We start from the raw sequence: 24,345 nt of genomic DNA, 5'->3' as shown, positions 1-24,345 counted from the left end.
CCTTACGGGGGTAGTGAGACCCACGTCACTACCCGACGATGCTACTCAGGGGTCCGTCGACGAGGAGGACACATGGCGGCATCGGACGCGACCGGAACCTTCCGGGAGGCCCGGGACTTCCTGCTGCGGCACCGCACGGACTACCGGGCCGCGTACGACGGCTACACCGCGCCGCGGCCGGACCGCTTCAACTGGGCGCTGGACTGGTTCGACGAGATCGCCGCCGATCCCGCGCGCGCCGACCGCCCCGCGCTGTGGATCGTCGAGGAGGACGGCAGCCAGGCGCGCACCACGTTCCGCGAGATGTCCGCCCGGACCGACCGGGTGGCGAACTGGCTGCGCGAACGCGGCGTACGCGCCGGCGACCGGGTGCTGGTCATGCTCGGGAACCAGACCGAGCAGTGGGAGACCGCGCTGGCGCTGATGAAGCTGCGGGCGGTCGCCATCCCGGCCACCCCGCTGCTCGGCCCCGCCGACCTGCGCGACCGGATCGACCGCGGCCGGGCCCGGCACGCGGTGGTCCGCGCCGCCGACACCGCCAAGTTCGCCGACGTGCCCGGCGACTACACGCGGATCGCGGTCGGCGGCGCCCCCGAGGGCTGGCACGCCTTCGAGGACGGCTACCGCGCCGACCCGCTCTTCCTGCCCGACGGGCCGACCCGCGGCGACGACCCGCTGATGCTGTACTTCACCTCCGGCACCACCGCCCGGCCCAAGCTCGTCCAGCACACCCACCTGTCGTACCCGGTCGGGCACCTGTCCACCATGTACTGGATCGGGCTGCGCCCGGGCGACGTGCACCTGAACATCTCCTCGCCGGGCTGGGCCAAGCACGCCTGGTCCAGCCTGTTCGCGCCGTGGAACGCCGAGGCGACGGTCTTCGTGCACAACTACACCCGGTTCGACGCGGCCCGGCTGATGGCCGAGATGGACCGGGCCGAGGTGACCAGCTTCTGCGCGCCGCCCACGGTGTGGCGGATGCTCATCCAGGCCGACCTGCGGGCGCTGGCGAACCCGCCGCGGGAGGCCGTCGCGGCCGGCGAACCGCTCAACCCCGAGGTGATCGAGCACGTCCGCCGGCTGTGGGGCGTGGTGATCCGGGACGGCTTCGGGCAGACCGAGACCGCCGTGCAGGTCGCCAACCCGCCCGGGCAACTGGTGAAGGCCGGCTCGATGGGCCGGCCCACCCCCGGGTACGCGGTGGCCCTGGTCGACCCGCAGACCGGCGAGCCCGGCGACGACGGCGAGATCTGCCTCGACCTGTCCACCCGCCCGGTCGGCCTGATGACCGGCTACGCGGGCGACGAGGAGCGCACCGCCGAGGCGATGGCCGGCGGCTACTACCACACCGGCGACATCGGCCACCGCGACGCGGACGGCTACATCACGTACGTGGGCCGAAGCGACGACGTCTTCAAGTCCTCGGACTACAAGATCTCGCCGTTCGAGCTGGAGAGCGCGCTGCTGGAGCACGAGGCCGTCGCCGAGGCCGCGGTGGTGCCCGCCCCCGACGACCTGCGGCTGTCGGTGCCCAAGGCGTACGTGGTGCTCGCGGCCGGCTGGGCGGCGGACGGCGAGACCGCCAAGGCGATCTTCGCGCACTCCCGCGCGGTGCTCGCCCCCTACAAACGGGTGCGGCGGCTGGAGTTCGCCGACCTGCCCAAGACCGTCTCGGGCAAGATCCGCCGGATCGAGCTGCGCGAGGCGACCGCACGCGACGGCAGCCGCGAATACCGCGAGGAGGACCACCGGTGAGCGACACCGACACGCCCGTCGCCGACACCACGCCCGCCCAGCCGTCGTACGCCCACGGCACCGGCGGCACACCGCTGCTCGGCGACACGATAGGGCGCAACCTCGACCGGGCGCTGGCCGCGCACCCCGACCGCGACGCGCTGGTGGACGTCGCCGGCGGCCGGCGCTGGACCTACCGCGAGTTCGGCCGCGACGTGGACGCGCTGGCCCGGGGCCTGGCCGCACACGGCGTGGACAAGGGCGACCGGGTCGGCATCTGGGCGGTCAACTGCCCGGAGTGGGTGCTGGTGCAGTACGCCACCGCCCGGCTCGGCGCGATCATGGTGAACATCAACCCCTCCTACCGGCTGCACGAGTTGGCGTTCGTGCTGGGGCAGTCCGGCGTCGAGGTGCTGATCGCCTCCACCGAGTACCGCACCAGCGACTACCGGGCGATGGCCGCCGAAGTCCGCGCCGACTGCCCGCGGTTGCGCGAGGTGGTGCACATCGGCGACCCGCAGTGGGCGGAGCTGATGGCCGCCGGCGCCGACCTGCCCGCCGACTTCCTCGCCGTGCGGGAGGCGTCGCTCAGCTGCGACGAACCGGTCAACATCCAGTACACCTCCGGCACCACCGGCTTCCCCAAGGGCGCCACCCTCTCCCACCACAACATCCTCAACAACGGCTACTTCGTGGGCGGCACGGTCGGCTACACCGAACAGGACCGGGTCTGCCTGCCGGTGCCCTTCTACCACTGCTTCGGCATGGTGATGGGCAACCTCGGCATCACCTCGCACGCGGCGTGCATCGTGATCCCCGCCCCGGTCTTCGACCCGGCCGCGACCCTGCGCGCGGTCGAACAGGAGCGCTGCACCTCGCTCTACGGGGTGCCCACGATGTTCATCGCCGAGCTGGGCCTGCCCGACTTCGCCTCCTACGACCTCAGTTCGCTGCGCACCGGGATCATGGCCGGCTCGCCGTGCCCGACCGAGGTGATGAAGCGGGTGATGTCGGAGATGCACATGGCCGAGGTGTCGATCTGCTACGGCATGACCGAGACCTCGCCGGTGTCCACCCAGACCCGCCGGGACGACGACCTGGAACACCGCACCGAGACGGTCGGCCGGGTCCTGCCGCACCTGGAGGTGAAGGTCGTGGACCCTTCCTCGGGCATCACCCTTCCCCGCGGCACCCCGGGTGAGCTGTGCACCCGGGGCTACTCGGTGATGCTCGGGTACTGGGACGAGCCGCAACGCACCGCCGAAGCCGTGGACGAGGGGCGCTGGATGCACACCGGCGACCTCGCGGTGATGCGGGAGGACGGCTACGTCGCCGTCGTGGGCCGGATCAAGGACGTGATCATCCGCGGCGGCGAGAACGTCTACCCGCGCGAGGTCGAGGAGTTCCTCTACACCCACCCGAAGGTCTCCGACGTGCAGGTGGTCGGCGTACCCGACGCGCGCTACGGCGAGGAGGTCCTCGCCTGCGTGATACCGCGCGACCCGGCCGACCCGCCCACCCTCGACGAGATCGCCGGCTTCTGCGCCGGGCGGCTCGCGCACTACAAGGTGCCGCGCCACCTGCGGGTGCTCGACGCGTTCCCGATGACGGTCAGCGGCAAGGTGCGCAAGGTGCAGCTGCGCGAGGAGTTCACCGCGCCCCCGGCGGCGCACCAGTGATACCTCAGCCGCGCCGCACCGGCCCGGGCCGCCGTCACACGGGCCGGTGCGGACCGGAGCGGGTGAGCTGGTCGGCGGCGTCGTTGACCGGCTGGGGCGTGCCGGTCAGGTCCAGCACGAACAGCGGCACCCCGAGCTGGTCGGCCCGCAGCCGCGCGTCGTGGGCGTATCCGGCCAGCGAGAAGAACGCGCCGGTGGCGTCCTCGTGCAGGCAGTTGAGCCACAGGCACTCCACGTCCCGCAGCGGTGTCGGCAGCGTCGCCGGGTCCACCTGGGCCACCAGGTCGTCGCCGCGCAGGTCGATGCCGTTGGCGGTGCGGTCCCCGGCCAGCCGGACGTTCCCGAAGCCCAGCCACTTCAGGTACTGGGCGGCGGCGCTCAGCGCGTCCCGGGCGGTGCGGATGGTGACCGGGCGGAAGGGCGGCCGGCGGGTGGTCGGCGGCGGCACCTGCCCGGTCGGCTCCGGCGCCGCCTCATGCGGCACCGGCACCCGCACCTCGCCCTGCTCGGCGGCGCAGCCCGCGACCGGCAGCCGCACCAGCGCCCCGCACACGCAGTCGAACTCCGGCTGCGGCCACTGGTCGGAGCGCCCGCACTCCGGGCAGCGCAGCCGGACCCAGGAGTCGTCCCAGGACCGGTGCACCACCTGCACGGGCGCGCCGCCGGCCAGCACCGGCGGGGCGAGCGGCTTGCCGCAGGCGCACGGAAACGTCGGGGCGGTGTAGCCGTGCTCCTGCCCGCAGGCGGGGCAGCGCACCGGCACGCTCTCAGCCATCGCTCGCAACTCCTGTCCGGCCCCGGCGGGTTCGGGGGCCGGGGCGTCGTGCACCCATAGTGCAGGAAGCCGGCGCCGCTGGGACCCTTCCTTCGCAACCAGTGAGCGGATGGAGTAGGCGCGGCGGTACGCCGGGGGCGGGGTCCGTTAGGGTCGCCTGCGGGCCGCCTCCGCGGTGGAGGGCCCAAGGAGCCGCAGATACCGTGGGGGCCGCCGTGCGCATGAGACTGGAGTTCACCACCGAGCCGTTCGACCTGGCGGAGCCGCCCGCGCACGCGCTGACCGCGCGCGAGGTGCTGTGGGACGCGGAGTCCGGCGGGGCGCTGGCGGCGGTCGAGGTCGGCCCGTTCGGCAACACCGCGGAGGGCGAGCGGGACGCGGTGGTCGCGGCGGTCGGCGAGCTGCTGCGGCGGACCACGGAGGCGGGCGCCACCCGGATATCACTCCAGGTCAGCGTGGTGGACGGGGCGGAGCGGTGAGCGACACCGACGGGCGGCTCGCCTTCGCCGCCGCCGTGCAGCCGCTGGTGGACGCCATCGGCGGGCAGGCGCTGCCGCCCGGTGAGGCCGGGGCCGACGACGTGGTGCTGAGCTGGGCGGGCGCGCCGGCGCTCGCGGTGCGGCTGCCGCACCTGGCCGACTCCCTGGACCACCTGCTCGCCGACCTGCGGCGCCGGCACGGCCCGCTGGACGAGTTGGGCCGCCGGGAGAAGCAGGCGGTGGTGCGGGTGCTGGAGGAGCGCGGTGCGTTCGCGCTGCGGCACGGCGTGGAGACGGCGGCCTCCGCGCTGGGGGTCAGCCGCTTCACCGTCTACAACTACCTGAACCGGCAGGACGCGGCCCACGACGCGAAGTAGCCGCGGTACGCCGGGGTATGCCGTGGATCGGCCATCCGCGGACGGGTTCAACAAACTGTTGACGCGCCCGTGCGGGTGCTCGTAGTTTGCGAGGGTGACGACCAGCGCTTCGCCGGGTCTGGCCCGGTTCAACGCGGACCGCGACCGCGCCGCCGAACTGCTGCACGAGGTGTGCGCCGCCCGGGCGTGGGCCGCCGCGGTCGCGGCCGGGCGCCCGTACGCCCGGTTGGAGGACCTGCTCGCCGCGAGCGACGCGGCCATGGCGGCGCTGACCGCCGCCGACCTGCGCGAGGCCGTGGCCGGCCATCCGCCGATCGGCCGCCCCACCCCGGGTGACGCGCAGTCCGCGCGCGAGCAGGGCGGTGTCGGCGGCGGCGAGCGGGCCGAGTTGCGCCGGCTCAACCTCGCCTACGAGCAGGCGCACGGCCAGGTCTTCCTGATCTGCGCCACCGGCCGCACCGGCGCCGAGATGCTGGCGGCGCTGAAGGAGCGGATCGGCAACAGCGCGGCGGCCGAACGCGAGATCGTCCGGGCCGAACTGGGAAGGATCAACCGGATCAGGCTCACCCGCCGCATCGAGGAGGACCCCGTATGACGGCAGTGCCGCAGGACCCGCTGCCCGGCCAGGCTGCTCCGGCCTCGGTCTCCACCCACGTGCTGGACACCAGCGCCGGGCACCCCGCGGCCGGCGTCGGCGTCGAACTGGCGGTCAGGACCGGGCCGCGGGCGCCCTGGCAAGCGCACGCCGCCTCGGCCACCGACGCCGACGGCCGCTGCGCGGACCTGCCCGCCCTGCCCGCGCACGCCGTGCAGGCGCGGCTCAGCTTCGCCGTCGCGCCCTACCTCACCGGACCGGCCGGTCAGGACCCGGCGGGCGCGGCCCGCGCCGCGTTCTTCCCCGAGGTGGCGGCCGTCTTCGCGGTCGCGCCCGGCGAGCACCACCATGTACCGCTGCTGCTCAGCCCGTACGGCTACTCCGTATACCGAGGGAGCTAGCACCATGACCGCACCGGACACCGGCCCCGCGCCGGACGCCGGAACCGCACCGGATACCGGCCCCGCGCCCGCCCGCCTGACCCGCCTCGGCCAGAACCAGTACGGCAAGGCCGAGGTGCGGGTGGTGCGGGTGGTCCGCGACGGCGCCACCCACCACCTGAAGGACCTCAACGTGTCGATCGCGCTGTCCGGCGCGATGGACGACGTCCACCTGTCCGGCTCCAACGCCAACGTGCTGACCACCGACGCCACCAAGAACACCGTCTACGCCTTCGCGCAGAAGTACGGCGTGGCGTCCGCGGAGGCGTTCGCGATCCGGCTGGCCCGGCACTTCGTCAGCAGCCAGGACGCCGTCCACCGCGCCCGGGTCCGCGTCGAGGAGTACGCCTGGGACCGGATCGGGCCGCAGGACAGCGGCCACTCCTTCGTCCGCGACGCCCGCGAGACCCGCACCGCCGAGGCCGCTTACGACGGCGAGCGCTGGCAGGTCGTGTCCGGGCTGAAGGACCTGGTGGTGCTGAACACCACCGACTCGGAGTTCCACGGCTTCGTCCGGGACGAGTTCACCACCCTGGCCGAGACCCGCGACCGCATCCTCGCCACCGAGGTCCACGCCCGCTGGCGGCACGCCTGGAGCAGCGACGACCAGCCGGTGCCCGCCTGGGAGGAGCAGTACCCGCGGGTGCGCGGCCACCTGCTGGCGGCCTTCGCCCGGACCTACTCCTTCTCCCTCCAGCAGACCCTGTACGCGATGGGCGCCCGCGTCATCGAGCAGACCCCCGGCGTGGACGAGATACGGCTGTCGCTGCCGAACAAGCACCACTTCCTGGTCGACCTCGCCCCCTTCGGCCTGCCCAACGACAACGAGGTGTACTACGCGGCCGACCGCCCGTACGGGCTCATCGAGGGCACCGTGCTGCGCGAGGGCGCGCAGGCCGCGATCCCGGTGACGGACTGAGAGGGCACGAGGCATGGCAGAGCAGATCCCGACCGGTACGGCGGGGGGCGCGGCGCAGCCGCGCCTGGTGATCGAGAACTGCGCGATCGCCACCGTGGACGCCGCCGGCACCGAGTACGCCTCCGGGCACGTCGTGGTGGCCGGCCGCACCATCGAAGCGGTCGGCGCCGGGCCCGCGCCCGCCGATCTCGCCGGAGTCGCCCGCCGGATCGACGGCACCGGGCACCTGGCCACCCCCGGCCTGGTCAACACCCACCACCACTTCTACCAGTGGCTCACCCGGGGCCTGGCCCAGGACAGCAACCTCTTCGACTGGCTGGTGGAGCTCTACCCGACCTGGGCCCGGATCGACGAGCCCATGGTGTACGCGGGCGCCGCCGGGTCGCTGGCAATGATGGTCCGCGGCGGCGTCACCACCGCCATGGACCACCACTACGTCTTCCCGCGCGGCACCGGCGACCTGCTCGGCGCGGAGATCCGGGCCGCCGCCGAGATCGGGGTGCGCTTCACCGCCGCCCGCGGCTCGATGGACCGCGGGAAGTCCGACGGCGGGCTGCCGCCGGACTTCGCGGTGGAGGCCACCAAGGAGGCGCTGGCGGCCACCGAGGCCGCGATCGACACCCACCACGACGCGTCCTTCGGGTCGATGCTGCACATCGCCGTCGCGCCCTGCTCGCCCTTCTCCGTCTCCACCGAACTGATGCGGGAGGCGGCGGCGCTGGCCCGCCGCAAGGGGGTGCGGCTGCACACCCACGGCAGCGAGACCCTGGAGGAGGAGAAGTTCTGCCACGAGCTGTTCGGGATGGGCCCCACGGACTACTTCGAGTCCACCGGGTGGCTGGGCGGCGATGTGTGGATGGCGCACTGCGTGCACATGAATGACGCCGACATCGCGGCCTTCGCCCGCACCGGCACCGGCGTCGCGCACTGCCCGTCCTCCAACGCGCGCCTGGCCGCGGGGATCGCGCGGGTGCCGGACCTGCTCACTGCCGGCGTCCCGGTCGGCCTCGGCGTCGACGGCACCGCCTCCAACGAGTCCGGCGAACTGCACACCGAACTGCGCAACGCGCTGCTGGTCAACCGGCTGCGCGGCGGCGAGAAGGCGCTCACCGCGCGGCAGGCGCTGCGCCTGGGCACCTACGGCGGCGCCCAAGTGCTCGGCCGCGAGCGGGAGATCGGCTCCCTGGAGCCCGGCAAGCTCGCCGACCTGGTGCTGTGGCGGCTCGACGGCGTCGGGCACGCCTCGATCGCCGACCCGGTCGCGGCGCTGGTGCTGGGCGCGGCCGCCCCGGTCACCCTGTCGCTGGTGGGCGGCCGCCCGGTGGTGGAGGACGGCCGGCTCACCCGGGTCGACGAGGAGGCCGTCGCGAAGCTCACCCGCGCCGAGGCCCGCCGCCTGGCCCGGATCGCCGGCCTGGTCTGAACCGCCGAAGAACCGCCGCACGACTGCCGCCCGGTGACCCTTGCCGCCGGGCGGCGGCCCTGGCGCTAGAGCGACTTGTACATGATGTGCAGCCCCACGTAGCCCAGCCGCGGGTGCCGGAAGCCGTCGGGCACGGTGCCGACCACCTCGAAGCCCAGCGACCGGTAGAGCGCCACCGCGTGGGTGTTGGACGCCACCACCGCGTTGAACTGCATCCCGCGGTAGCCTTCCGCGGCCGCCCAGCGCAGCGCCTCCGTGCACAGCGCCCGCCCCACGCCCCGCCCGGCGTGCGCGGGGTCGACCATGAAGCTGGCGCTCGCGACGTGGCCGGCGTTGCCCATCTGGTTCGGGTTCATCTTCGCGGTGCCCAGCACCCGGCCGCCGGCGTCGGCGGCCACGACCGTACGGCCCGGCGGCGGGAGCATCCAGTAGCCGCGGCCCACCTCCTGCGTGAGGTCCACCGGATAGCTGAACGTCTCGCCCTCGGCGCAGATCCGCTGCAGGAACGGCCAGATCAGCGGCCGATCCGCGGCCGTCGCGTCGCGCAGCACCGGCGCCGCCACCGCGCTCACCCCACCAGGTGCTGGTAGGCGGGCAGGGTGAGGAAGTCGACGTACTCCGCGTCGAGCGCGGTGCGGATCAGCAGGTCGTGCGCCTCGGCCCACCTGCCCGCCATGAACGCGTCCTCGCCGATCTCGTCCCGGATCGCGAGGAGTTCGTCGGCGGCGACCTGCCGGACCAGCTCCGCGGTGGCCTGGCGGCCGCCCTCGAAGACCACCCCGGCGTTGGTCCACTGCCAGATCTGCGAGCGGGAGATCTCCGCGGTGGCCGCGTCCTCCATCAGGTTGAAGATCGCCACCGCGCCCGAGCCGCGCAGCCACGCCTCGATGTAGCGGATGCCGACCTGCACCGCGTTGCGCAGGCCCTCGTAGGTGGGGCGGGCGTCCAGGGAGGCGATGTCGATCAGCTCGGCGGCGGTGACGTGCACGTCCTCGCGCAGCCGGTCCTTCTGGTGCGGGCGCTCGCCCAGCACCGCGTCGAAGGAGGCGCGGGCGATCGGCACCAGGTCGGGGTGGGCCACCCAGGAGCCGTCGAAGCCGTCGGCGGCCTCGCGGTCCTTGTCCGCCTTGACCTTCTCGAAGGCCAGCTTGTTGACGTCGGGGTCGCGGCGGGAGGGGATGAAGGCGGCCATGCCGCCGATCGCGTGCGCGCCGCGCTTGTGGCAGGTGCGCACCAGCAGTTCGGTGTAGGCGCGCATGAACGGCGCGGTCATCGTCACCGCGTTGCGGTCCGGCAGCACGAACTTCTCGCCGGCGTCCCGGAAGTTCTTCACGATCGAGAACAGGTAGTCCCAGCGGCCCGCGTTCAGGCCCGAGGCGTGCTCGCGCAGCTCGTAGAGGATCTCCTCCATCTCGTACGCGGCGGTGATCGTCTCGATCAGCACGGTGGCGCGGACGGTGCCGCGCGGGATGCCGGTGTACTCCTGGGCGAAGACGAACACGTCGTTCCACAGCCGCGCTTCGAGGTGCGACTCGGTCTTCGGCAGGTAGAAGTAGGGGCCCTTGCCGAGGTCCAGCAGGCGCTGCGCGTTGTGGAAGAAGTACAGGCCGAAGTCGACGAGGGCGCCGGCGACCGGCTCGCCGTCGACGGTCAGGTGCCGCTCGTCGAGGTGCCAGCCGCGCGGGCGCACCACCACCGTCGCCAGCTCGGCGGCGTCCTTGAGGGCGTAGCTCCTGCCCTCGGGCGAGGTGAAGTCGATCCGGCGCTCGTAGGCGTCGGTCAGGTTGAGCTGGCCGCTGACGACGTTGTGCCAGGTGGGGGCGGAGGCGTCCTCGAAGTCGGCGAGCCAGATGCGGGCGCCGGAGTTGAGCGCGTTGACCGTCATCTTGCGGTCGGTCGGCCCGGTGATCTCCACCCGGCGGTCCTGGAGCGCGGGCGGCGCGTCGGCCACCCGCCAGTCGCCCGCGCGGATGTGCGCGGTCTGCGGCAGGAAGTCCAGGGTGGCGGTGCGGGCGATCTCGGCGCGGCGCTCCCTGCGCAGTGCCAGCAGCTCGTCGCGGCGGGCGGCGAAGCGCCGGTGCAGCTCGGCGACGAAGGTCAGCGCCTCGGGAGTCAGCACCTCCTGCGAGCGGGGTACGGGACCGGCGGCCGCGGAGACGGCGGCCGGGGACGGCGCGCTTGCTGACATGCGGGTCACTCCTCCGGGAGGCGGGGGTGGCACGGGGCCGGGGCACACCCGGGGCGCGCGCTCACTTCTGCACAGCGGATCATAGTTTTCGCAGTGCGGAAGTTCAACGTTCTGTGGTGCGGGTGGCCCGCCGTTCAGCCGAGCAGCCGCAGGTCGGCCGGAGTGTCGATGTCGGCCGGGTCGCCGAGGTCCCCGCACTCCACCGCCACGGTCTGCCCGGCGTGCGCGCGCAGATACGTCCGCGCCCCGCGGTCCCCTTCCGCGCTGCCCGCCACCCCCGCCCAGCGGCTCGCGCCGAACAGCACCGGATGCCCCCGCCGGCCGCCGTACACCGCCGCGGCCAGCCCCGACGGCAGGTCCCCGGAGGCCCGGGCCGCCGCGACCACCCGCGCCACCGCCGCGCCCGGCACCCCCGGCTGGTCCACCAGGCAGACCACCGCCGCGACCGGCCCGCCCGGCTCCGCCGCCGCGGCGGCCAGCGACGCCAGCCCCGCGCGCAGCGAGGAGCCCATGCCGCCGGCCCAGTGCGGGTTGTCCACCAGCACGCAGCCGGCCAACTCGGCGTGCTCGCGCACCTCCCGCGCCGCCGCGCCCAGCACCACGTGCACCGGCCCGCAGCCGCCCGCCCGCAGCACCGCGACCGCGTGCTCCACCAGCGGCCGCCCCCGGTAGGCCAGCAGCGCCTTCGGCCGCCCGCCGAGCCGCCGCCCGCCACCGGCCGCCAGCAGCAGTCCGGCCACCTCGCCCTGTGTGTTCATCCGTCCTGCATACCCCGCGTGTCACGGCCGCGGAACAGGGCGCCTTCGGCGCGGCGTGTTCCGGTATCGTCTGGCCCTGTTGCGGGTGGGGGCGGTTGCCAGGTGAAGAACGGGGACTGAGGGGACTGATGGGGCCAGCGCACACCGGTCCGGACTTCGGTCAGGACCTCGGGCCGGACTTCCGCGGCCCGGTCTTCGCACCTCTCGCCGACGAGGACCCGGCGAGCGTGTCCGGGCACCGCATCGGCGCGCGCCTCGGCGCGGACGGGCCGGGCGCCGCGGGCGTCACCTACCTCGCCTACGAGCCCGGCGGGCAGCCGGTCGCGCTCACCGTGATCCGCCCCGAACTCACCACCGCCGACGGCTTCGCCGCCCGCTTCCACCAGGACGCGCAGGCCGCGGCGCGGGTGCCCGGGCCGCGGGCGGTGCCGGTGGTCGGCAGCGGGCGGGAGGGCGAGCGGTACTGGATCGCCACCGGCTACGTGCCGTCGCTGTCGCTGCGTGCCGCCGTCGAGGGCGCGGGGCCGCTGCCCACCGGGGTGGTGCTGCGGCTGGTCGCCGCGCTCGCCGAGGGGCTCCAGGCGATGCACCACGCCGGCGTGGTGCACGGCGGGCTGCGGCCGGCGCATGTGCTGCTCGCCGGCGACGGTCCCCGGGTGAAGGGCCACGGGCTGGCGTGGGTCGCGGAAGGCGCCGATCCGGCGGGCGCGAGCACGGGTACGGGTGCCGGTGCCGGTGCCGGTGCCGGTGCCGGTGCCGCTGCCGGTACGGGCACGGGCGAGGGCGCGGACGCCGCTGCGGCGCGCGAACAGGCCGCGGGCACAGGTACGGAGCCGGGGACCGGTACGGAGCCGGGCGCGGGTGCGGCCGCGGGCTCTTCCGGCGCGGCGGACGGACCCGCCGCGGTCGGTGAGGCGACCGCTTTCCGCTCACCCGAGCAGGCCGCCGGCCAGCCCGCCCGGCCCGCCACCGACGTCTTCGCACTCGGGCAGATAGCCGCGTACGCCTCGATCGGCGCCGCGCCCTTCGGCGACGGCTCCCGGGTGCAGAGCGCGGAGCCGGACCTCAACGAACTCCCGGGCCAGCTGCGGGAGATCGTCACCCGCTGCCTGATCAAGGACCCCGCGCTGCGGCCCTCGCTGGCCCAGATCACCACGATGTGCGCGCAGGCCGCGCCCGAGTCCCGCCCGGTGTCCTGGCTGCCCGCACCGCTGCTCGCCGCGATCCTCCCGGCGATACCCCCGCCGCACTTCTCCCCGCCCCCGGCCGGGCCGCCGTCCCAGGCCGCGCGCCCGCAGCCGGTACGGCCCGACGCCGCAGCTCCCGCGCCCGTACCGGCACCGGCGCCCGTACCGGCACCGGCTCCCGTACCGGCGCCCGCGCCCCCCGCCGGTCCGCCGGGCACCTACCTGTGGCACCCGCAGCAGTGGCCGCGCGCCCCGTACGTCCATGTGCCGCTGCCTCTGCCGCGCAAGCGGCGCAAGGCGGTCGGCGTGGTGGCCGCGGTCGCCTGTGTCGCGGTCGCGGCCACCGCCGCGGTCGCGCTGTCCTCGGGCGGCGGGCAGCCGTCCGTCGGGTCCCAGGAGCCGCAGGGCGGCCTTCCGCAGCCCTCGCCCACGACGACGCCGCCCGCCCAGGGGGTGCCGTCGCCCGGGGCGACCTCGCCGCCGCCCGGTGGCGGCGCCACCGGTTCACCGCCCGAAACCGGCCTGGTCTACCAGCAGTTGAAGCTGCCGCCCGGCCACGGGGTGTCGCTGCGCTCCGACCCGCCGACCGTCGGCTCCGGCACCTACAGCGGCGACTTCGGGCTGACCGCGGACGCCGGCGCCTTCACCGTGGACCGCTCCCGGGACACCCTCGCCCTGATCGACGCCGGCCGCGCCGGGACCGCCGCCACCTGCCAGTCCTCGAACGCCGTGGACTCCGTCCAAGCGGCCACGCTCGGCGCGGGCACCCGGCTGTGCGTGCGCTCCGCCGACGGCACCGTCACCGCACTGGTGACGTTCCGTCAGCTGCCGACCCGTCAGAACCCGGACACCGCAGCCGTGTTCGACGTCACCGTCTGGCACGAGGTGGCCGGCCGTTCCGCCCCGGGTACGGGAATCAGCGCAGATTTCGTCAACTCAGTGGCGGAATAACGCCGGTTGGCGAATACTGATCGGCCCCGGGGCGCCCCTTGCCGGACGGCGCCCGGGCGCAGTTCGACGCAAGGGTGGGTCATACGTGGCGGTGGGGGAGACGCGCGTGCTCGACAACGGGTGCGGCGGTGCGGACACGGGCCCGGCCGGGAGCGGGCTGGGCGCCGGCCTGGCGGCCGCGGTCGGCCGGATGCGCCGGGAGCTGATCGCCTACCGGCGGCCGCTGCCGGACCGGGCCGTCGCCGAGGACGAACTCGACGCGCTGGCACGGACGGCCGCGGCCATGGACCAGGTGCCGGACCCGGCGGACTGCGAGCGGATGCGCCACTCCTTACTCCTGGTGGTGGCCGTGATCGGCTCGGTGAGCGCGCTCGCCGCCCCGCTCGACGCCCTGCGCGAGGCCGTCGAGTTGCTGGCCCCACCACGCCCCTGAATCGTGCGCCCGCGTGCACCTGTTGACGCGCTCCATGGGCACGCGCTCCATGGGCACGCGCTCCATCGGCACGGGCTCCCCGCGCGGACGCGCCTTCGCGCCTCACGTCGTCAGCGCGAGCGCCAACTTCCCGGCCACGTCCCGCAGCACCGGCACGATCGCGGCCGTGGCCGCCTCGGTCACCCGCCCGGCCGGGCCGGAGATCGAGATCGCCGTGGCGGTCGGCGCACCGGGCACACTGACCGCCAGGCACCGCACCCCGGCCTCCTGCTCATTGTCGTCGACGGCGTAGCCCTGTGCCCGGACCCGCTCCAGCGCGGTGAGGAAGACGTCCGGGTCGGTGAGGGTGTGCTCGGTCGCGGCCGGCATCCCCGTCCGCCCGAGCAGCGCCCGCACCTGCTCGTCCGGGAGCTGCGCCAGCAGTGCCTTGCCGACGCCCGTGGAGTGCGGCAGCACCCGCCGCCCGACCTCGGTGAACATCCGCATCGAGTGCCGCGAGGGCACCTGCGCGACGTAGACCGCCTCGTCGCCGTCGAGCAGCGCCATGTTCGCGGTCTCGCCGGTGGCGTCGACGAGTTCGGCGAGGTACGGGCGGGCCCAGGTGCCCAGCAGCCGGGACGCGCTCTCGCCGAGCCGGATCAGCCGGGGGCCCAGGGCGTACCGCCGGTTCGGCTGCTGGCGGACGTAGCCGCAGTCCAGCAGGGTGCGCATCAGGCGGTGGATGGTCGGCAGCGGCAGCCCGCTGCCGGCCGACAGCTCGCTCAGCCCGACCTCGCCGCCCGCGTCGGCCATCCGCTCCAGCAGGTCGAAGGCGCGTGCGAGCGACTGCACGCCTCCGGCGCGGTCAGCAGGCACCTGCGTTCCCCTCGTTCGTGGCGGACCTGTGGCGGACCACTGTGACGGACCTGTGGCGGACCTCGCGGCGGGCCGCGCCCGGGGGTGCCGCACCTCCTGCGCGGAAGGAGGTTTTCGCTTCGCGGAATCCTACCGCCCTTGACGTCCCGGGGCGCGCTGCCCACCATGTCCGTCAACAGAACGTTGAAGCGGGCCGGACGGCGGAGGTCGCATGGTGGAGGAGCAGGTGCTGCGCTCGACGCGGGTGGTCACCCCGGAGGGCGAACGGCCCGCAGCGGTGCTCGTCGCCGGCGGCACGATCACCGCGGTGCTGCCGCACGACGCGGTGCCGCCCCCCGGCGCCCGCTGCACCGACCTCGGCGACGACGTGCTGCTGCCCGGCCTGGTGGACACCCATGTACACATCAACGACCCCGGCCGCGCGGAGTGGGAGGGCTTCGCCACCGCCACCGCGGCCGCCGTGGCCGGCGGCGTCACCACCCTGGTGGACATGCCGCTCAACAGCCTGCCGCCCACCACCACCGCGGCCCACCTCGAGGTCAAGCGCGCCGCCGCCGTGGGCCGGGTGCACACCGACACCGGCTTCTGGGGCGGCGCGGTGCCCGGCAACACCGCCGGCCTCGAGGCGCTCCACGACGCGGGCGTCTTCGGCTTCAAGTGCTTCCTGGTGCCCTCGGGCGTCGAGGAGTTCCCGCACCTGGACCGGCCCGGACTGGCGGAGGCGATGGACGAGTTGGCGCGCTTCGACGGCCTGCTCATCGTGCACGCCGAGGACCGGGCGCTGATCGAGGGCGCCCCGCAGCGCGGCGGCCGCCGCTACGCGGACTTCCTCGCCTCCCGCCCGCCGGCCGCCGAGGACCACGCGATCGCCGGGCTGATCGAACTGGCCGCCGCACGCGGCACCCGGGTGCATGTCCTGCACCTGTCCTCCGCCGGCGCGGTCCCGCTGATCTCCGCCGCCCGCCGGGAGGGGGTCCGGCTGACCGTGGAGACCTGCCCGCACTTCCTCACCCTCACCGCCGAGGAAGTCCCCGACGGCGCGACGGAGTTCAAGTGCTGCCCGCCGATCAGGCAGGCCGCCAACCAGGACGTGCTGTGGCAGGCGCTCGCCGACGGCGTCATCGACTGCGTCGTCTCCGACCACTCGCCGTCCACCATCGACCTCAAGCACCAGGACACCGGGGACTTCGCCACCGCCTGGGGCGGCATCTCCTCCCTCCAGCTCGGCCTGCCCGCGGTGTGGACCGAGGCCCGCCGGCGCGGGCACACCCTCGCCGACGTGGCCGGCTGGATGTCGGCCGGTCCGGCCCGGCTGGCCGGGCTCGACGCGGTCAAGGGTGCGATCGCCCCGGGCCGCGACGCGGACTTCGCGGTGCTCGACCCGGAGCGGACCTTCACCGTGGACCCCGCCCGGCTGCACCACCGCAACCCGATCACCGCCTACGCCGGCCGCACCCTGCACGGCGTGGTCCGCGCCACCTACCTGCGCGGCCGCCTCGTCGCCGGGCAGGTGGGCGGCGCCGGCCCGGCCCGCGCGACGGGCGAGCCGGCCGGCCGCCTCATCACCCGCCCGGCCGCCCGGAACTGAGCCGCGGACAGCAGCGGACCCGGCGGCACGCCCCTGGAGCGGGACACGCCGCCGGGTCCACCGGTCGCGCGGGTCAGGCCGCGCGACGCCCCTTCCTGCGGTGCCCGGCAACGATGTCGGCGTAGCGCCGCCCGCTGCCCTTGATGGTGCGCTGCTGCGTGGCGTAGTCGACGTGCACCAGGCCGAAGCGCTTGTCGTAGCCGTATGCCCACTCGAAGTTGTCCAGCAGCGACCAGGCGAAGTAGCCGGCCAGCGGCACCCCGCGCCGTACCGCTCGGGCGCAGGCGGCGAGGTGGTCCTCCAGGTACCGCGTGCGCTCCGGGTCGTCCACCTGGCCGTCCGGGCCGACCACGTCGCGGTAGGCGGAGCCGTTCTCCGTGACGAAGATCTTGTGCGGCCCGTACTCCTCCTTGAGCCGGACCAGCAGCGACTCCAGGCCGTCCGCGTCGACCTCCCAGTCCATCGCGGTGCGCGGCACCCCCGGGCGGTAGGCCATCTTCGCCCACGGTGCCGGGCCGGTCGGGTCGTCCGTGATGTACTGCGGGAAGTAGTAGTTCAGCCCCAGCCAGTCCAGCGGCGCCGCGATCAGCTCCATGTCGCCGTCCCGGACCGGGAGTTCGACGCCGTACAGGTCCACCATGTCCTGCGGGTAGCCGCGGCCGTGGATCGGGTCGAGCCACCAGCGGTTGGTGTGGCCGTCGGCGCGCCGGGCGGCGGCCACGTCCGCCGCGCGGTCGCTGGCCGGCAGGCACGGGCTGAGGTTGTTGACGATGCCGATCTGCAGTCCGCTGTGCGCGGCCCGCAGCGCCTGTACCGCGAGCCCGTGGCCCAGGTGCAGGTGGTAGGAGGTGCGGACCGCGGCGGTCAGGTCGGTCCAGCCCGGGGCCATGGTGCCTTCGAGGTGGCCGATCCAGGCCGAGCACAGCGGCTCGTTGAGGGTCGCCCAGTACGTGACGCGGTCGCCGAGCGCCTGCCCGACCACGGCCGCGTACTCGGCGAACCGCTCGGCGGTCTCCCGCTCCGGCCAGCCGCCGCGGTCCTGCTGCGCCTGCGGCAGGTCCCAGTGGTAGAGCGTCGCGTTCGGGGTGATGCCCGCCTCCAGCAGGCCGTCCACCAGTCGGTCGTAGAAGTCCAGGCCCGCCTGGTTGACCGCGCCGCCGCCCGCGGGCACGATCCGCGGCCAGGCGATGGAGAACCGGTAGGCGTCCAGGCCAAGGGACTTCATCAGCCCCAGGTCCTCGCTCCAGCGGTGGTAGTGGTCGCAGGCGACGTCGCCGGTGTCGCCGCCCGCGACCTTGCCGGGGGTGTGGGAGAAGGTGTCCCAGATGGACGGGGCCCGGCCGTCCTCGTCCACCGCGCCCTCGACCTGGTAGGCGGCGGTGGCCGCCCCCCAGAGGAAATCCGCGGGAAGAGCGCTCAGGTCGTTCACGAGTTGCCTTTCGCTGGGGGTCACTTGACGGCGCCGGCGGTCAGCCCGGCCACCAAGTAACGCTGAAGAAGCAGGAATCCGGCGACCACGGGGACGCTCACCACGAGCGAGGCGGCCATGACCTGGTTCCAGTACACGTCGTTCTGGGTGGCGTACTCGCGCAGGCCCACCGCGAGCGTGCGGGTGCCCTCGTTGGTCATCACCGACGCGAAGAGCACCTCGCCCCAGGCGGTCATGAAGGCGTAGACGCTCACCGCCACGATGCCGGGGATCGCGGCCGGCACCACCACGCGGAACAGCGCGCCCATCGGCCCGCAGCCGTCGACCTTCGCCGCCTCGTCCAGGTCCCGGGGGATCGAGTCGAAGTACCCGACGAGCATCCAGATGGAGAACGGCAGGGAGAAGGTGAGGTAGGTGATGACCAGCCCGAGCCGGCTGCCGTTGAGCGTGATGCCGGTGTCGTTCCCGATGTTGACGAAGATCAGGTACAGCGGCAGCAGGAAGAGGATGCCGGGGAACATCTGGGTGGACAGCACCGTGACGGTGAACAGCCGGCGGCCCACGAAGCGGTACCGGCTGACACCGTAGGACGCGAAGATCGCCACCGCGACCGACAGCACCGTCGCGCTCACCGACACGATCAGCGAGTTCGCGAAGTAGTGCGCCAGTGGGATGGTGTGCCAGATGTCGACGTACGGCTTGACCGTGACGTGCCGGGGAATCCACTGGAACGAACCCTGCACGTCCGACAGGCTCTTCAGCGAGGAGCTGAGCATCACGTAGACCGGCACGAGCACGAACAGCAGCAGCAGGGTCAGCACGACGCGCCGGGTCCAGACGAACGACCTGGGCTGCGCCATCGGGGACCGCGGTACTGAGGTCCTAGGCATCGGCGTCGCCTCGCTTCCGGGACGTGAGCAGCAGGTAGACCGCCGTGACCAGCAGCAGGAACAGCAGCAGGAGCACCGACATCGCCGAGCCCTCGCCGAAGTTCCAGGTGATGAACGACGACTGGTAGATGTGCAGGGAGATCAGGTCCGCCTGGTGCGGCGGCGCCGAACCGAACAGCACGTACGGCGTGTTGAAGTCGTTGAAGGTCCACAGGAACAGCACCAGCACCATTACCTGGTTGACCGGGCGCAGCGAGGGCAGCGTGATCTTCCGGATCTGCTGCCACACCCCGGCGCCGTCCATGGCGGCGGCCTCGTACAGTTCGCGCGGGATGTTCTGCAGGCCGGCCATCAGCGCCAGGAACGCGAACGGCCAGGACTTCCAGACCGAGACGATCAGCAGCGCCCAGAAGCTGTTGCCGCCGATCAGCCAGAACGACTTGTCCGACGTCAGGTGCAGCTGGTCGTGGAGCACGTGGTTCACCAGGCCGGTGTTCTGCTGGAACATGAAGGTCCAGGTGATCACCGTCGCGTACACCGGCAGGGCGTACGGCACCAGGAAGATCGCGCGCATCACCGCCCGGCCGCGGAAGGTCTCCTGCATCAGGATCGCCGCCGCGGTGCCGATCAGCCAGGACAGGCCGACCGACAGCACCGTGAACTCCAGCGTCACCCGGAACGAGTGCAGCAGCGCCTCGCCGATCGGCTGGTGGAACTTGACCGAGATCTTGTAGTTGTCGAAGCCCGTCCAGGGGGCGGTGCTCCAGTTGCGGATGTAGAAGAGCGTCAGGCCCTTGAAGCTGATCAGGATGCCGAAGAGCATCGGCACGATGTGGATCAGCAGTTCCAGCAGGATCGCGGGCAGCAACAGCAGGTAGGGCAGGCCGCCTTGGCGCAGCCGTGCCGTGACGCGCCGCCGGAGCCGGCCCCGGCCAGCGGGCTTGCCGCTGTCGGGACCGGCCTCGGGGGCGCTTTCCAGGGGTGTGGTGGCAGTCATGGGGGAGAGCCGATCCTCAGGACGCGGGCATCTGCGACTGCGCCTTGACCAGTGCGGCCTTGACGTCGGCGGTGGTGACCGACTTGCCGCCGGCGGCGTCGGCGAACAGGTCCTTGATGGCGGTGCCGACGGTGGTCTCGAACTGGCTCTCGTTGGGCACCTGCGGCAGCGGCGCGGCCGACTTGGACAGCACGCTCGCCAGCGTCTTCAGGTCGGGCGTCTGGAACGCCGGGTCGCTCTGCGCCGCGGTGACCGGCGGCAGCGTGCCGTAGGTGGAGTTGAGGATCTTCTGCTCGGCCGGGCTGGTCATGAAGTTCACGAACTTCAGCGCCGCGGACTGGTGCTTGGTGCTCTTGAACACCGCGATGTTGATGCCCGCCACCATGGAGGTGATCCCGGCGTCACCGGTCGCGCCGGCGGTCTGGGTCGGCACCGGCACCACGCCGTACTGGTCCTGCGACATGCCGTGCGCCTTGATCGTGGCGGCGGCGGACTGCCACATCATCATCGCCGCCTTGCCGGTGGCGAAGTCGGTGATGGTCTGGTTCTGGTCGTACTCCGCGTCGCCCTTGGCGGCCTCGCCGCTGGCGATGAAGTCGACGTACTGCTTGACCGCGGCCACGTTGGCGTCGCCGGTGAAGGTGGGCTTGCCGGAGGAGTCGAACCAGTCGGCGCCGCGCTGCTTGGCGAGCACGAACGCGTGGTGGATGTTCTCGGCGCCGTTGCTGCCCTCGACGGCTATGCCGTGCACGCCGCCCTTGGTCAGCTTCTTCGCGTCGGCGTCCAGTTCGGCCCAGGTCGTCGGCGGCTGGAGGCCGGCGTCGGCGAACATCTTCTTGTTGTAGTACAGGCCGTACGACTCGGAGTACAGCGGCACCGCGGCCGGGTCCTGGCCGGCCGCGCCGGAGGCGGCGATGGCCGAGGCGGCGAAGCGGTCCTTGCCGCCGATGGCGGTGAAGTTGGCGCTGTCGAACGGCAGCAGGGCGCCGGTGGCCTGGAGGGAGGCCGACCAGGTGTTGCCGATGTTCAGCACGTCCGGGCCCTGGCCGGAGGTGGCCGCCGCGAGGATGCGGTTGAGCAGGTCGGCCCAGCCGATCACCTCCAGCTTGACCTTGATGCCGGTCTGCTGCTCGAACTTCTTGAGTTCCGGGGTGAGCACCTGCTTGTCGTTGCCGAGGCTGGTGCCCTGGTTGCTCGCCCAGTACGTCAGGGTGACGCCCTTGTCGCTGCCGTTCTTGCCGCTGCTGCTGTCGCTCGAACCACCGCCGCACGCGGCTGCGGTGAGGCCCAGCGCGGCCACGAGGGCGGTGGCCGCGAAGACTCTGTTGGTGCGCATAACGGTTCCCTCTCAGGGGTGGGGTCGCTTCAGGAAGTGAACAGCGCCTGTGACTTAATTCAGGCCGTGATTTAACTTGTGAGAAAAGGTGGCGTCAAGACCCCGTGCAGCGATAGGTTCCAGCGGGGCGGAGCAGAGGGGAGCCCAGATGGCTGAGCGGGCCAAGCGCACGGTGCGTGACCTGCGGCGCGGCAACCGTGCCTCGCTTCTGCGTCATTTGTATTTCGAAGGCCCCCTCAGCCGGCAGGAGCTGGGCCGGGACACCGGCCTGAGCGCCGGCTCGATCAGCAACGTCGTTGGAGAGTTGATCGCGGACGGCATGGTCGAGGAGGCGGGCGCCGTCGACTCCGACGGCGGGCGCCCGCGCACCCTGCTCCAGGTCGCCCCCGGCTACGGCCACGTGATCGGCGTGGACGTCGGCGAGACCCGGGTGCGGGTCGAGCTGTTCGACCTCGCCCTGACCGAACGGGCGTCGGCGGACCTGCCGTTGTCCGACAGCGGGCACGACGTGGACCTGGTGGTCCGGCTCGCCCTGGAGGGCATCGCCGCCGTGGTCGGCGAGGCCGGCGTCGACGAGCGGGAGGTGCTGGGCGTCGGCATCGGCGTGCCCGGCATCGTGGCGCAGGGCGAGCCGCCGGACGCCGCCGCCGGGATCGGCGACGGCATCGTGGTGCACGGCCAGACCATCGGCTGGGACGCGGTGCCGCTCGGCCGCCTGCTGCGGGCCGGCACCGACCTGCCGCTGTTCATCGACAACGGCGCCAAGACCCTCGGCCAGGCCGAGATGTGGTTCGGCGGCGGCCGCGGCTTCCGCAACGTGGTGATCGCCCTGATCGGCTCCGGCGTCGGCGCCTGCGTGGTCGCCGACGGCAGCCCCTACCGCGGCGCCAGCAGCAGCGCGGGGGAGTGGGGGCACACCACCCTGCGGGTCGGCGGCCGCGCCTGCCGCTGCGGCTCGCGCGGCTGCCTGGAGGCGTACGTCGGCGCCGAGGCGCTGCTCCGCCGCTGGCCGCACGCGCCGCGCGGGGTCAGCGAGGAGACCGCGCTCGCCGCGCTGCTGGCCGCCGCCGACCACGACCCGCAGGTCGCCGAGGTGCTCGCCGAGGCCGCGGAGTACCTCGGCGCGGGCATCGCCGACCTGATCAACCTCTTCAACCCGCAGCGGATCGTGATCGGCGGCTGGGCCGGGCTGCTGCTGGGCCCCCGGCTGCTGCCCGCCGTACGCGAGGTGGCCGCCGCGTACGCGCTGCGCCACCCCTGCGCGCAGACCTCGATCGAACTCGGCCGGCTCGGCGCGGACGCCGTCACCGTCGGCGCCGCGACGCTGCCGCTGGCCCGCTTCCTCGACACCGGCGGCGAGCGGCCGGTGCGGCTGCCCGCGCAGGACCGGGGCCCCTCGCCCCAGGCGGCGGGCCGCGGGTCACGTTCGGGTGGCGTTCCCGGCGCTCCGGTACGGAACCGATCCGCCCGGACGGTACGTTGACACGTCGGTGCGGGGCGCACCGCGGGCACCGCGGAACGCCCGCCTTCGCACCGTATTGTCGCGTTTTGCCGAGCATGCCCCCAGGAGCCCGCCCATGACCCTTCGACAGCAGATCGTCGGCAACGCCATGCAGATGGCCGTCTGCAGCCTCGACCCCGGGCAGACCGTGTACTGCGAGGCGGGCAAGTTCCTCTTCAAGACCGCCAACGTCAGCATGGAGACCCGGCTCGGCGGCCCCGGCGGCGGCAACCGCCAGGGCGGCGGCCCCGGCGGGCAGGGCGGCGGCATGGGCGGGCTGCTGCGCCAGGCGATGGGCACCGCGATGCAGGTCGGCCAGCGCGCCCTGGCCGGCGAGTCGCTGGCCTTCCAGTACTTCACCGCCGCCGGCGGCGAGGGCACCGTCGGCTTCGCCGGGGTGCTGCCCGGCGAGATGCGCGCCCTGGAACTCAACGGCTCGCGCGCCTGGTTCGCCGAGAAGGACGCCTTCGTCGCGGCCGAGGAGAGCGTCCGCTTCGGCATCGCCTTCGCCGGCGGGCGGCAGGGCATGAGCGGCGGCGAGGGCTTCATCCTGGAGAAGTTCACCGGCACCGGCACCGTGATCATCGCCGGCGCCGGCAACTTCATCGACCTCAACCCGGCCGACTTCGGCGGCCGGATCGAGGTGGACACCGGCTGCATCGTCGCCTTCGAGGAGGGCATCCAGTACGGCGTGCAGCGCATCGGCGGGCTCAACCGGCAGGGCATCATGAACGCCGTCTTCGGCGGCGAGGGCCTGTCGCTGGCCACGCTGGAGGGCAACGGGCAGGTCATCCTCCAGTCCATGACGATCGAGGGGCTGGCCAACGCGCTGAAGAAGGCGCAGGGCGGCGACAAGCAGGGGCCGACCGGCGGGCTGTTCTCCACGCACGCCGGCTGAGCGGTTCCGCTTCCCCGGTGCGGGCCGCCTTGACCGGCCCGCACCTCGGGTCTCATGCTCCTCTCATGTCACGGTGCGGTGACAGCTCCTCCGCCGGGGTCCAAGGCGGTACCGCCCGGCAGGTAGCGTCTGATCACGTGCATCCCGCAGCCCCGCATGACCCGCGCGTGGCATCCGCGCAGGAAGGTGGACCGACAGCCGTGTACCGCTGGGAGATCACCCGGGCCGCGCTGGCCCAGCGGGTATTCGCCACGATCCGCAGCGAGAGCTACGACCAGGCCGCCGCCACCGCGGACACGCTGCTGTCGGCCGGCCTGACGACGTTGGAGATCTCCCTGACCACGCCGTTCGCGCTGGAAGCCGTCACCACGCTGGTGCGCGAGGTCGGCGACGACGCGGTGATCGGCGCGGGCACCGTGCTCGACGAGGTCTCCGCGCGGATGGCGATCGACGCGGGCGCCCGCTTCCTGCTGTCGCCCAACCTCGAGGAGTCGGTGCTGCGCACCGGGCACCGCTACGGGATTCCGGTCTTCCCCGGGGTCGCCACGCCCACCGAGGCGGTCCGGGCGATGGAGCTCGGGGCCGACGCGCTCACGCTCTACCCGGCGACCGCGTTCACCCCCGCCTGGGTCGGGGACGTCCGCGCGATCATCCCCCAGGCCGCGCTGCTGCCCATCGGCGGCATCACCGTCAGCCAGGCGCCCGACTGGGTCGCCGCGGGTGCGGTCGCCGTCGGCATGGGCTCCGCCCTCACCGACGGTGACCGCTCCACGGTCACCAAGCGCCTCACCGAACTCCTCGACCGCCTGGCCGACTCCTCCTGACGGTTCCCCGCCGGGGGCTCAGCCGCTCGCCGCCGGCCGCAGGCCGGCGGCCCCGCCTCCCCGCCGTGGGGGTACGTGTCGTCGGCCGG

23 protein-coding genes are annotated in these 24,345 nt (G+C 73.5%); 14 read left to right on the top strand and 9 right to left on the bottom strand.

The features are described 5' to 3' along the window. The first annotated feature begins 72 nt into the window (after positions 1–72). Positions 73–1,755 carry an AMP-binding protein gene (locus tag AC3EVP_RS22185; protein ID WP_435132145.1) on the top strand — a complete coding sequence of 561 codons (1,683 nt, stop codon included), beginning with the start codon at positions 73–75 and terminating at the stop codon, positions 1,753–1,755. Then, entirely contained in the window at positions 1,752–3,413 is a 1,662-nt protein-coding gene (locus tag AC3EVP_RS22180) for an AMP-binding protein (RefSeq protein ID WP_435132142.1), read from the top strand. Before AC3EVP_RS22185 ends, AC3EVP_RS22180 begins: the two co-directional genes overlap by 4 nt. A 34-nt stretch (positions 3,414–3,447) precedes the next feature. Here AC3EVP_RS22180 and AC3EVP_RS22175 read toward each other — a convergent pair whose 3' ends face one another. After that, the gene (locus AC3EVP_RS22175) at positions 3,448–4,188 is read right to left on the bottom strand and encodes a hypothetical protein (RefSeq protein WP_335979668.1); all 741 of its coding nucleotides are present in this window, start codon (positions 4,186–4,188) and stop codon (positions 3,448–3,450) included. A gap of 215 nt (positions 4,189–4,403) precedes the next feature. Between AC3EVP_RS22175 and AC3EVP_RS22170 the strand changes: the two genes are divergently transcribed. The 6 genes from AC3EVP_RS22170 (at position 4,404) to AC3EVP_RS22145 (ending at position 8,421) form a co-directional block, all read left to right on the top strand. Then, the gene (locus tag AC3EVP_RS22170; RefSeq protein ID WP_435132139.1) at positions 4,404–4,667 is read left to right on the top strand and encodes a YkoF family thiamine-binding protein; all 264 of its coding nucleotides are present in this window, start codon (positions 4,404–4,406) and stop codon (positions 4,665–4,667) included. Continuing rightward, positions 4,664–5,044: a helix-turn-helix domain-containing protein gene (locus tag AC3EVP_RS22165; RefSeq protein ID WP_335979663.1), complete on the top strand. Its 381-nt coding sequence runs from the start codon at positions 4,664–4,666 to the stop codon at positions 5,042–5,044. Before AC3EVP_RS22170 ends, AC3EVP_RS22165 begins: the two co-directional genes overlap by 4 nt. Positions 5,045–5,138: 94 nt before the next feature. Beyond that, the gene (gene uraD / locus AC3EVP_RS22160; RefSeq protein ID WP_435132137.1) at positions 5,139–5,639 is read left to right on the top strand and encodes a 2-oxo-4-hydroxy-4-carboxy-5-ureidoimidazoline decarboxylase; all 501 of its coding nucleotides are present in this window, start codon (positions 5,139–5,141) and stop codon (positions 5,637–5,639) included. Further along, a complete protein-coding gene (uraH, locus tag AC3EVP_RS22155; protein ID WP_435132134.1) occupies positions 5,636–6,040 on the top strand; it encodes a hydroxyisourate hydrolase in 405 nt (134 codons plus the stop codon). The genes uraD and uraH overlap by 4 nt, the downstream gene beginning before the upstream one ends. A gap of 4 nt (positions 6,041–6,044) precedes the next feature. Then, the gene (pucL, locus tag AC3EVP_RS22150; protein WP_435132131.1) at positions 6,045–6,998 is read left to right on the top strand and encodes a factor-independent urate hydroxylase; all 954 of its coding nucleotides are present in this window, start codon (positions 6,045–6,047) and stop codon (positions 6,996–6,998) included. Positions 6,999–7,011: 13 nt separating this feature from the next. After that, complete coding sequence (locus AC3EVP_RS22145) at positions 7,012–8,421, top strand: 8-oxoguanine deaminase (RefSeq protein ID WP_335979654.1); 1,410 nt, start codon at positions 7,012–7,014, stop codon at positions 8,419–8,421. Positions 8,422–8,486: 65 nt separating this feature from the next. Here the strand turns inward: AC3EVP_RS22145 and AC3EVP_RS22140 are convergent, their stop codons facing one another. The 3 genes from AC3EVP_RS22140 to AC3EVP_RS22130 form a co-directional block, all read right to left on the bottom strand. After that, a complete protein-coding gene (locus AC3EVP_RS22140; protein ID WP_435132128.1) occupies positions 8,487–8,993 on the bottom strand; it encodes a GNAT family N-acetyltransferase in 507 nt (168 codons plus the stop codon). Continuing rightward, positions 8,990–10,609, bottom strand: coding sequence for a malate synthase A (gene aceB, locus AC3EVP_RS22135; RefSeq protein ID WP_335979650.1), 1,620 nt, complete (start codon positions 10,607–10,609; stop codon positions 8,990–8,992). The genes AC3EVP_RS22140 and aceB overlap by 4 nt, the downstream gene beginning before the upstream one ends. A gap of 134 nt (positions 10,610–10,743) precedes the next feature. After that, the gene (locus AC3EVP_RS22130; RefSeq protein WP_435132125.1) at positions 10,744–11,367 is read right to left on the bottom strand and encodes a nucleotidyltransferase family protein; all 624 of its coding nucleotides are present in this window, start codon (positions 11,365–11,367) and stop codon (positions 10,744–10,746) included. Positions 11,368–11,495: 128 nt separating this feature from the next. Here AC3EVP_RS22130 and AC3EVP_RS22125 point away from each other — a divergent pair, with 128 nt between their 5' ends. After that, positions 11,496–13,505, top strand: coding sequence for a protein kinase family protein (locus tag AC3EVP_RS22125; protein WP_435132122.1), 2,010 nt, complete (start codon positions 11,496–11,498; stop codon positions 13,503–13,505). Positions 13,506–13,611: 106 nt separating this feature from the next. After that, positions 13,612–13,938, top strand: coding sequence for a DUF5955 family protein (locus tag AC3EVP_RS22120; RefSeq protein ID WP_335979644.1), 327 nt, complete (start codon positions 13,612–13,614; stop codon positions 13,936–13,938). A 102-nt stretch (positions 13,939–14,040) separates the two neighbouring features. On the opposite strand, the gene AC3EVP_RS22115 is transcribed toward AC3EVP_RS22120, so the two are convergent. After that, a complete protein-coding gene (locus AC3EVP_RS22115) occupies positions 14,041–14,793 on the bottom strand; it encodes an IclR family transcriptional regulator (protein WP_335979642.1) in 753 nt (250 codons plus the stop codon). A 211-nt stretch (positions 14,794–15,004) separates the two neighbouring features. Between AC3EVP_RS22115 and allB the strand changes: the two genes are divergently transcribed. Continuing rightward, on the top strand, positions 15,005–16,381 hold the full coding sequence (allB, locus tag AC3EVP_RS22110; protein WP_435132118.1) for an allantoinase AllB: 1,377 nt from the start codon (positions 15,005–15,007) through the stop codon (positions 16,379–16,381). 73 nt (positions 16,382–16,454) lie between these two features. Here allB and AC3EVP_RS22105 read toward each other — a convergent pair whose 3' ends face one another. From AC3EVP_RS22105 to AC3EVP_RS22090, 4 genes are read right to left on the bottom strand one after another with little or no spacing between them, the layout of a single operon-like run. Beyond that, a complete protein-coding gene (locus AC3EVP_RS22105; RefSeq protein ID WP_435132115.1) occupies positions 16,455–17,810 on the bottom strand; it encodes a GH1 family beta-glucosidase in 1,356 nt (451 codons plus the stop codon). A gap of 20 nt (positions 17,811–17,830) precedes the next feature. Further along, positions 17,831–18,700, bottom strand: a complete 870-nt coding sequence (locus AC3EVP_RS22100; protein WP_435132112.1) for a carbohydrate ABC transporter permease — start codon at positions 18,698–18,700, stop codon at positions 17,831–17,833. Further along, a complete protein-coding gene (locus tag AC3EVP_RS22095) occupies positions 18,693–19,697 on the bottom strand; it encodes a carbohydrate ABC transporter permease (protein WP_435132109.1) in 1,005 nt (334 codons plus the stop codon). The genes AC3EVP_RS22100 and AC3EVP_RS22095 overlap by 8 nt, the downstream gene beginning before the upstream one ends. Before the next feature lie 16 nt (positions 19,698–19,713). Continuing rightward, entirely contained in the window at positions 19,714–21,033 is a 1,320-nt protein-coding gene (locus AC3EVP_RS22090) for an ABC transporter substrate-binding protein (protein WP_335979633.1), read from the bottom strand. Between the two features lie 148 nt (positions 21,034–21,181). On the opposite strand from AC3EVP_RS22090, the gene AC3EVP_RS22085 reads away from it, so the two are divergent. The 3 genes from AC3EVP_RS22085 to AC3EVP_RS22075 all read left to right on the top strand — a co-directional run bounded on the left by AC3EVP_RS22085 (position 21,182) and on the right by AC3EVP_RS22075 (position 24,256). Further along, positions 21,182–22,516: an ROK family transcriptional regulator gene (locus AC3EVP_RS22085; RefSeq protein ID WP_335979632.1), complete on the top strand. Its 1,335-nt coding sequence runs from the start codon at positions 21,182–21,184 to the stop codon at positions 22,514–22,516. 94 nt (positions 22,517–22,610) lie between these two features. Continuing rightward, complete coding sequence (locus AC3EVP_RS22080) at positions 22,611–23,432, top strand: AIM24 family protein (RefSeq protein ID WP_335979631.1); 822 nt, start codon at positions 22,611–22,613, stop codon at positions 23,430–23,432. A 200-nt stretch (positions 23,433–23,632) separates the two neighbouring features. Beyond that, positions 23,633–24,256 carry a bifunctional 4-hydroxy-2-oxoglutarate aldolase/2-dehydro-3-deoxy-phosphogluconate aldolase gene (locus AC3EVP_RS22075; RefSeq protein ID WP_435132104.1) on the top strand — a complete coding sequence of 208 codons (624 nt, stop codon included), beginning with the start codon at positions 23,633–23,635 and terminating at the stop codon, positions 24,254–24,256. Positions 24,257–24,345 lie beyond the last annotated feature (89 nt).

This window comes from Actinacidiphila sp. bgisy144 (assembly GCF_057708105.1).
Note: the sequence above shows the minus strand (reverse complement) of the source record. Positions and strands in the feature narration are given on the sequence as shown.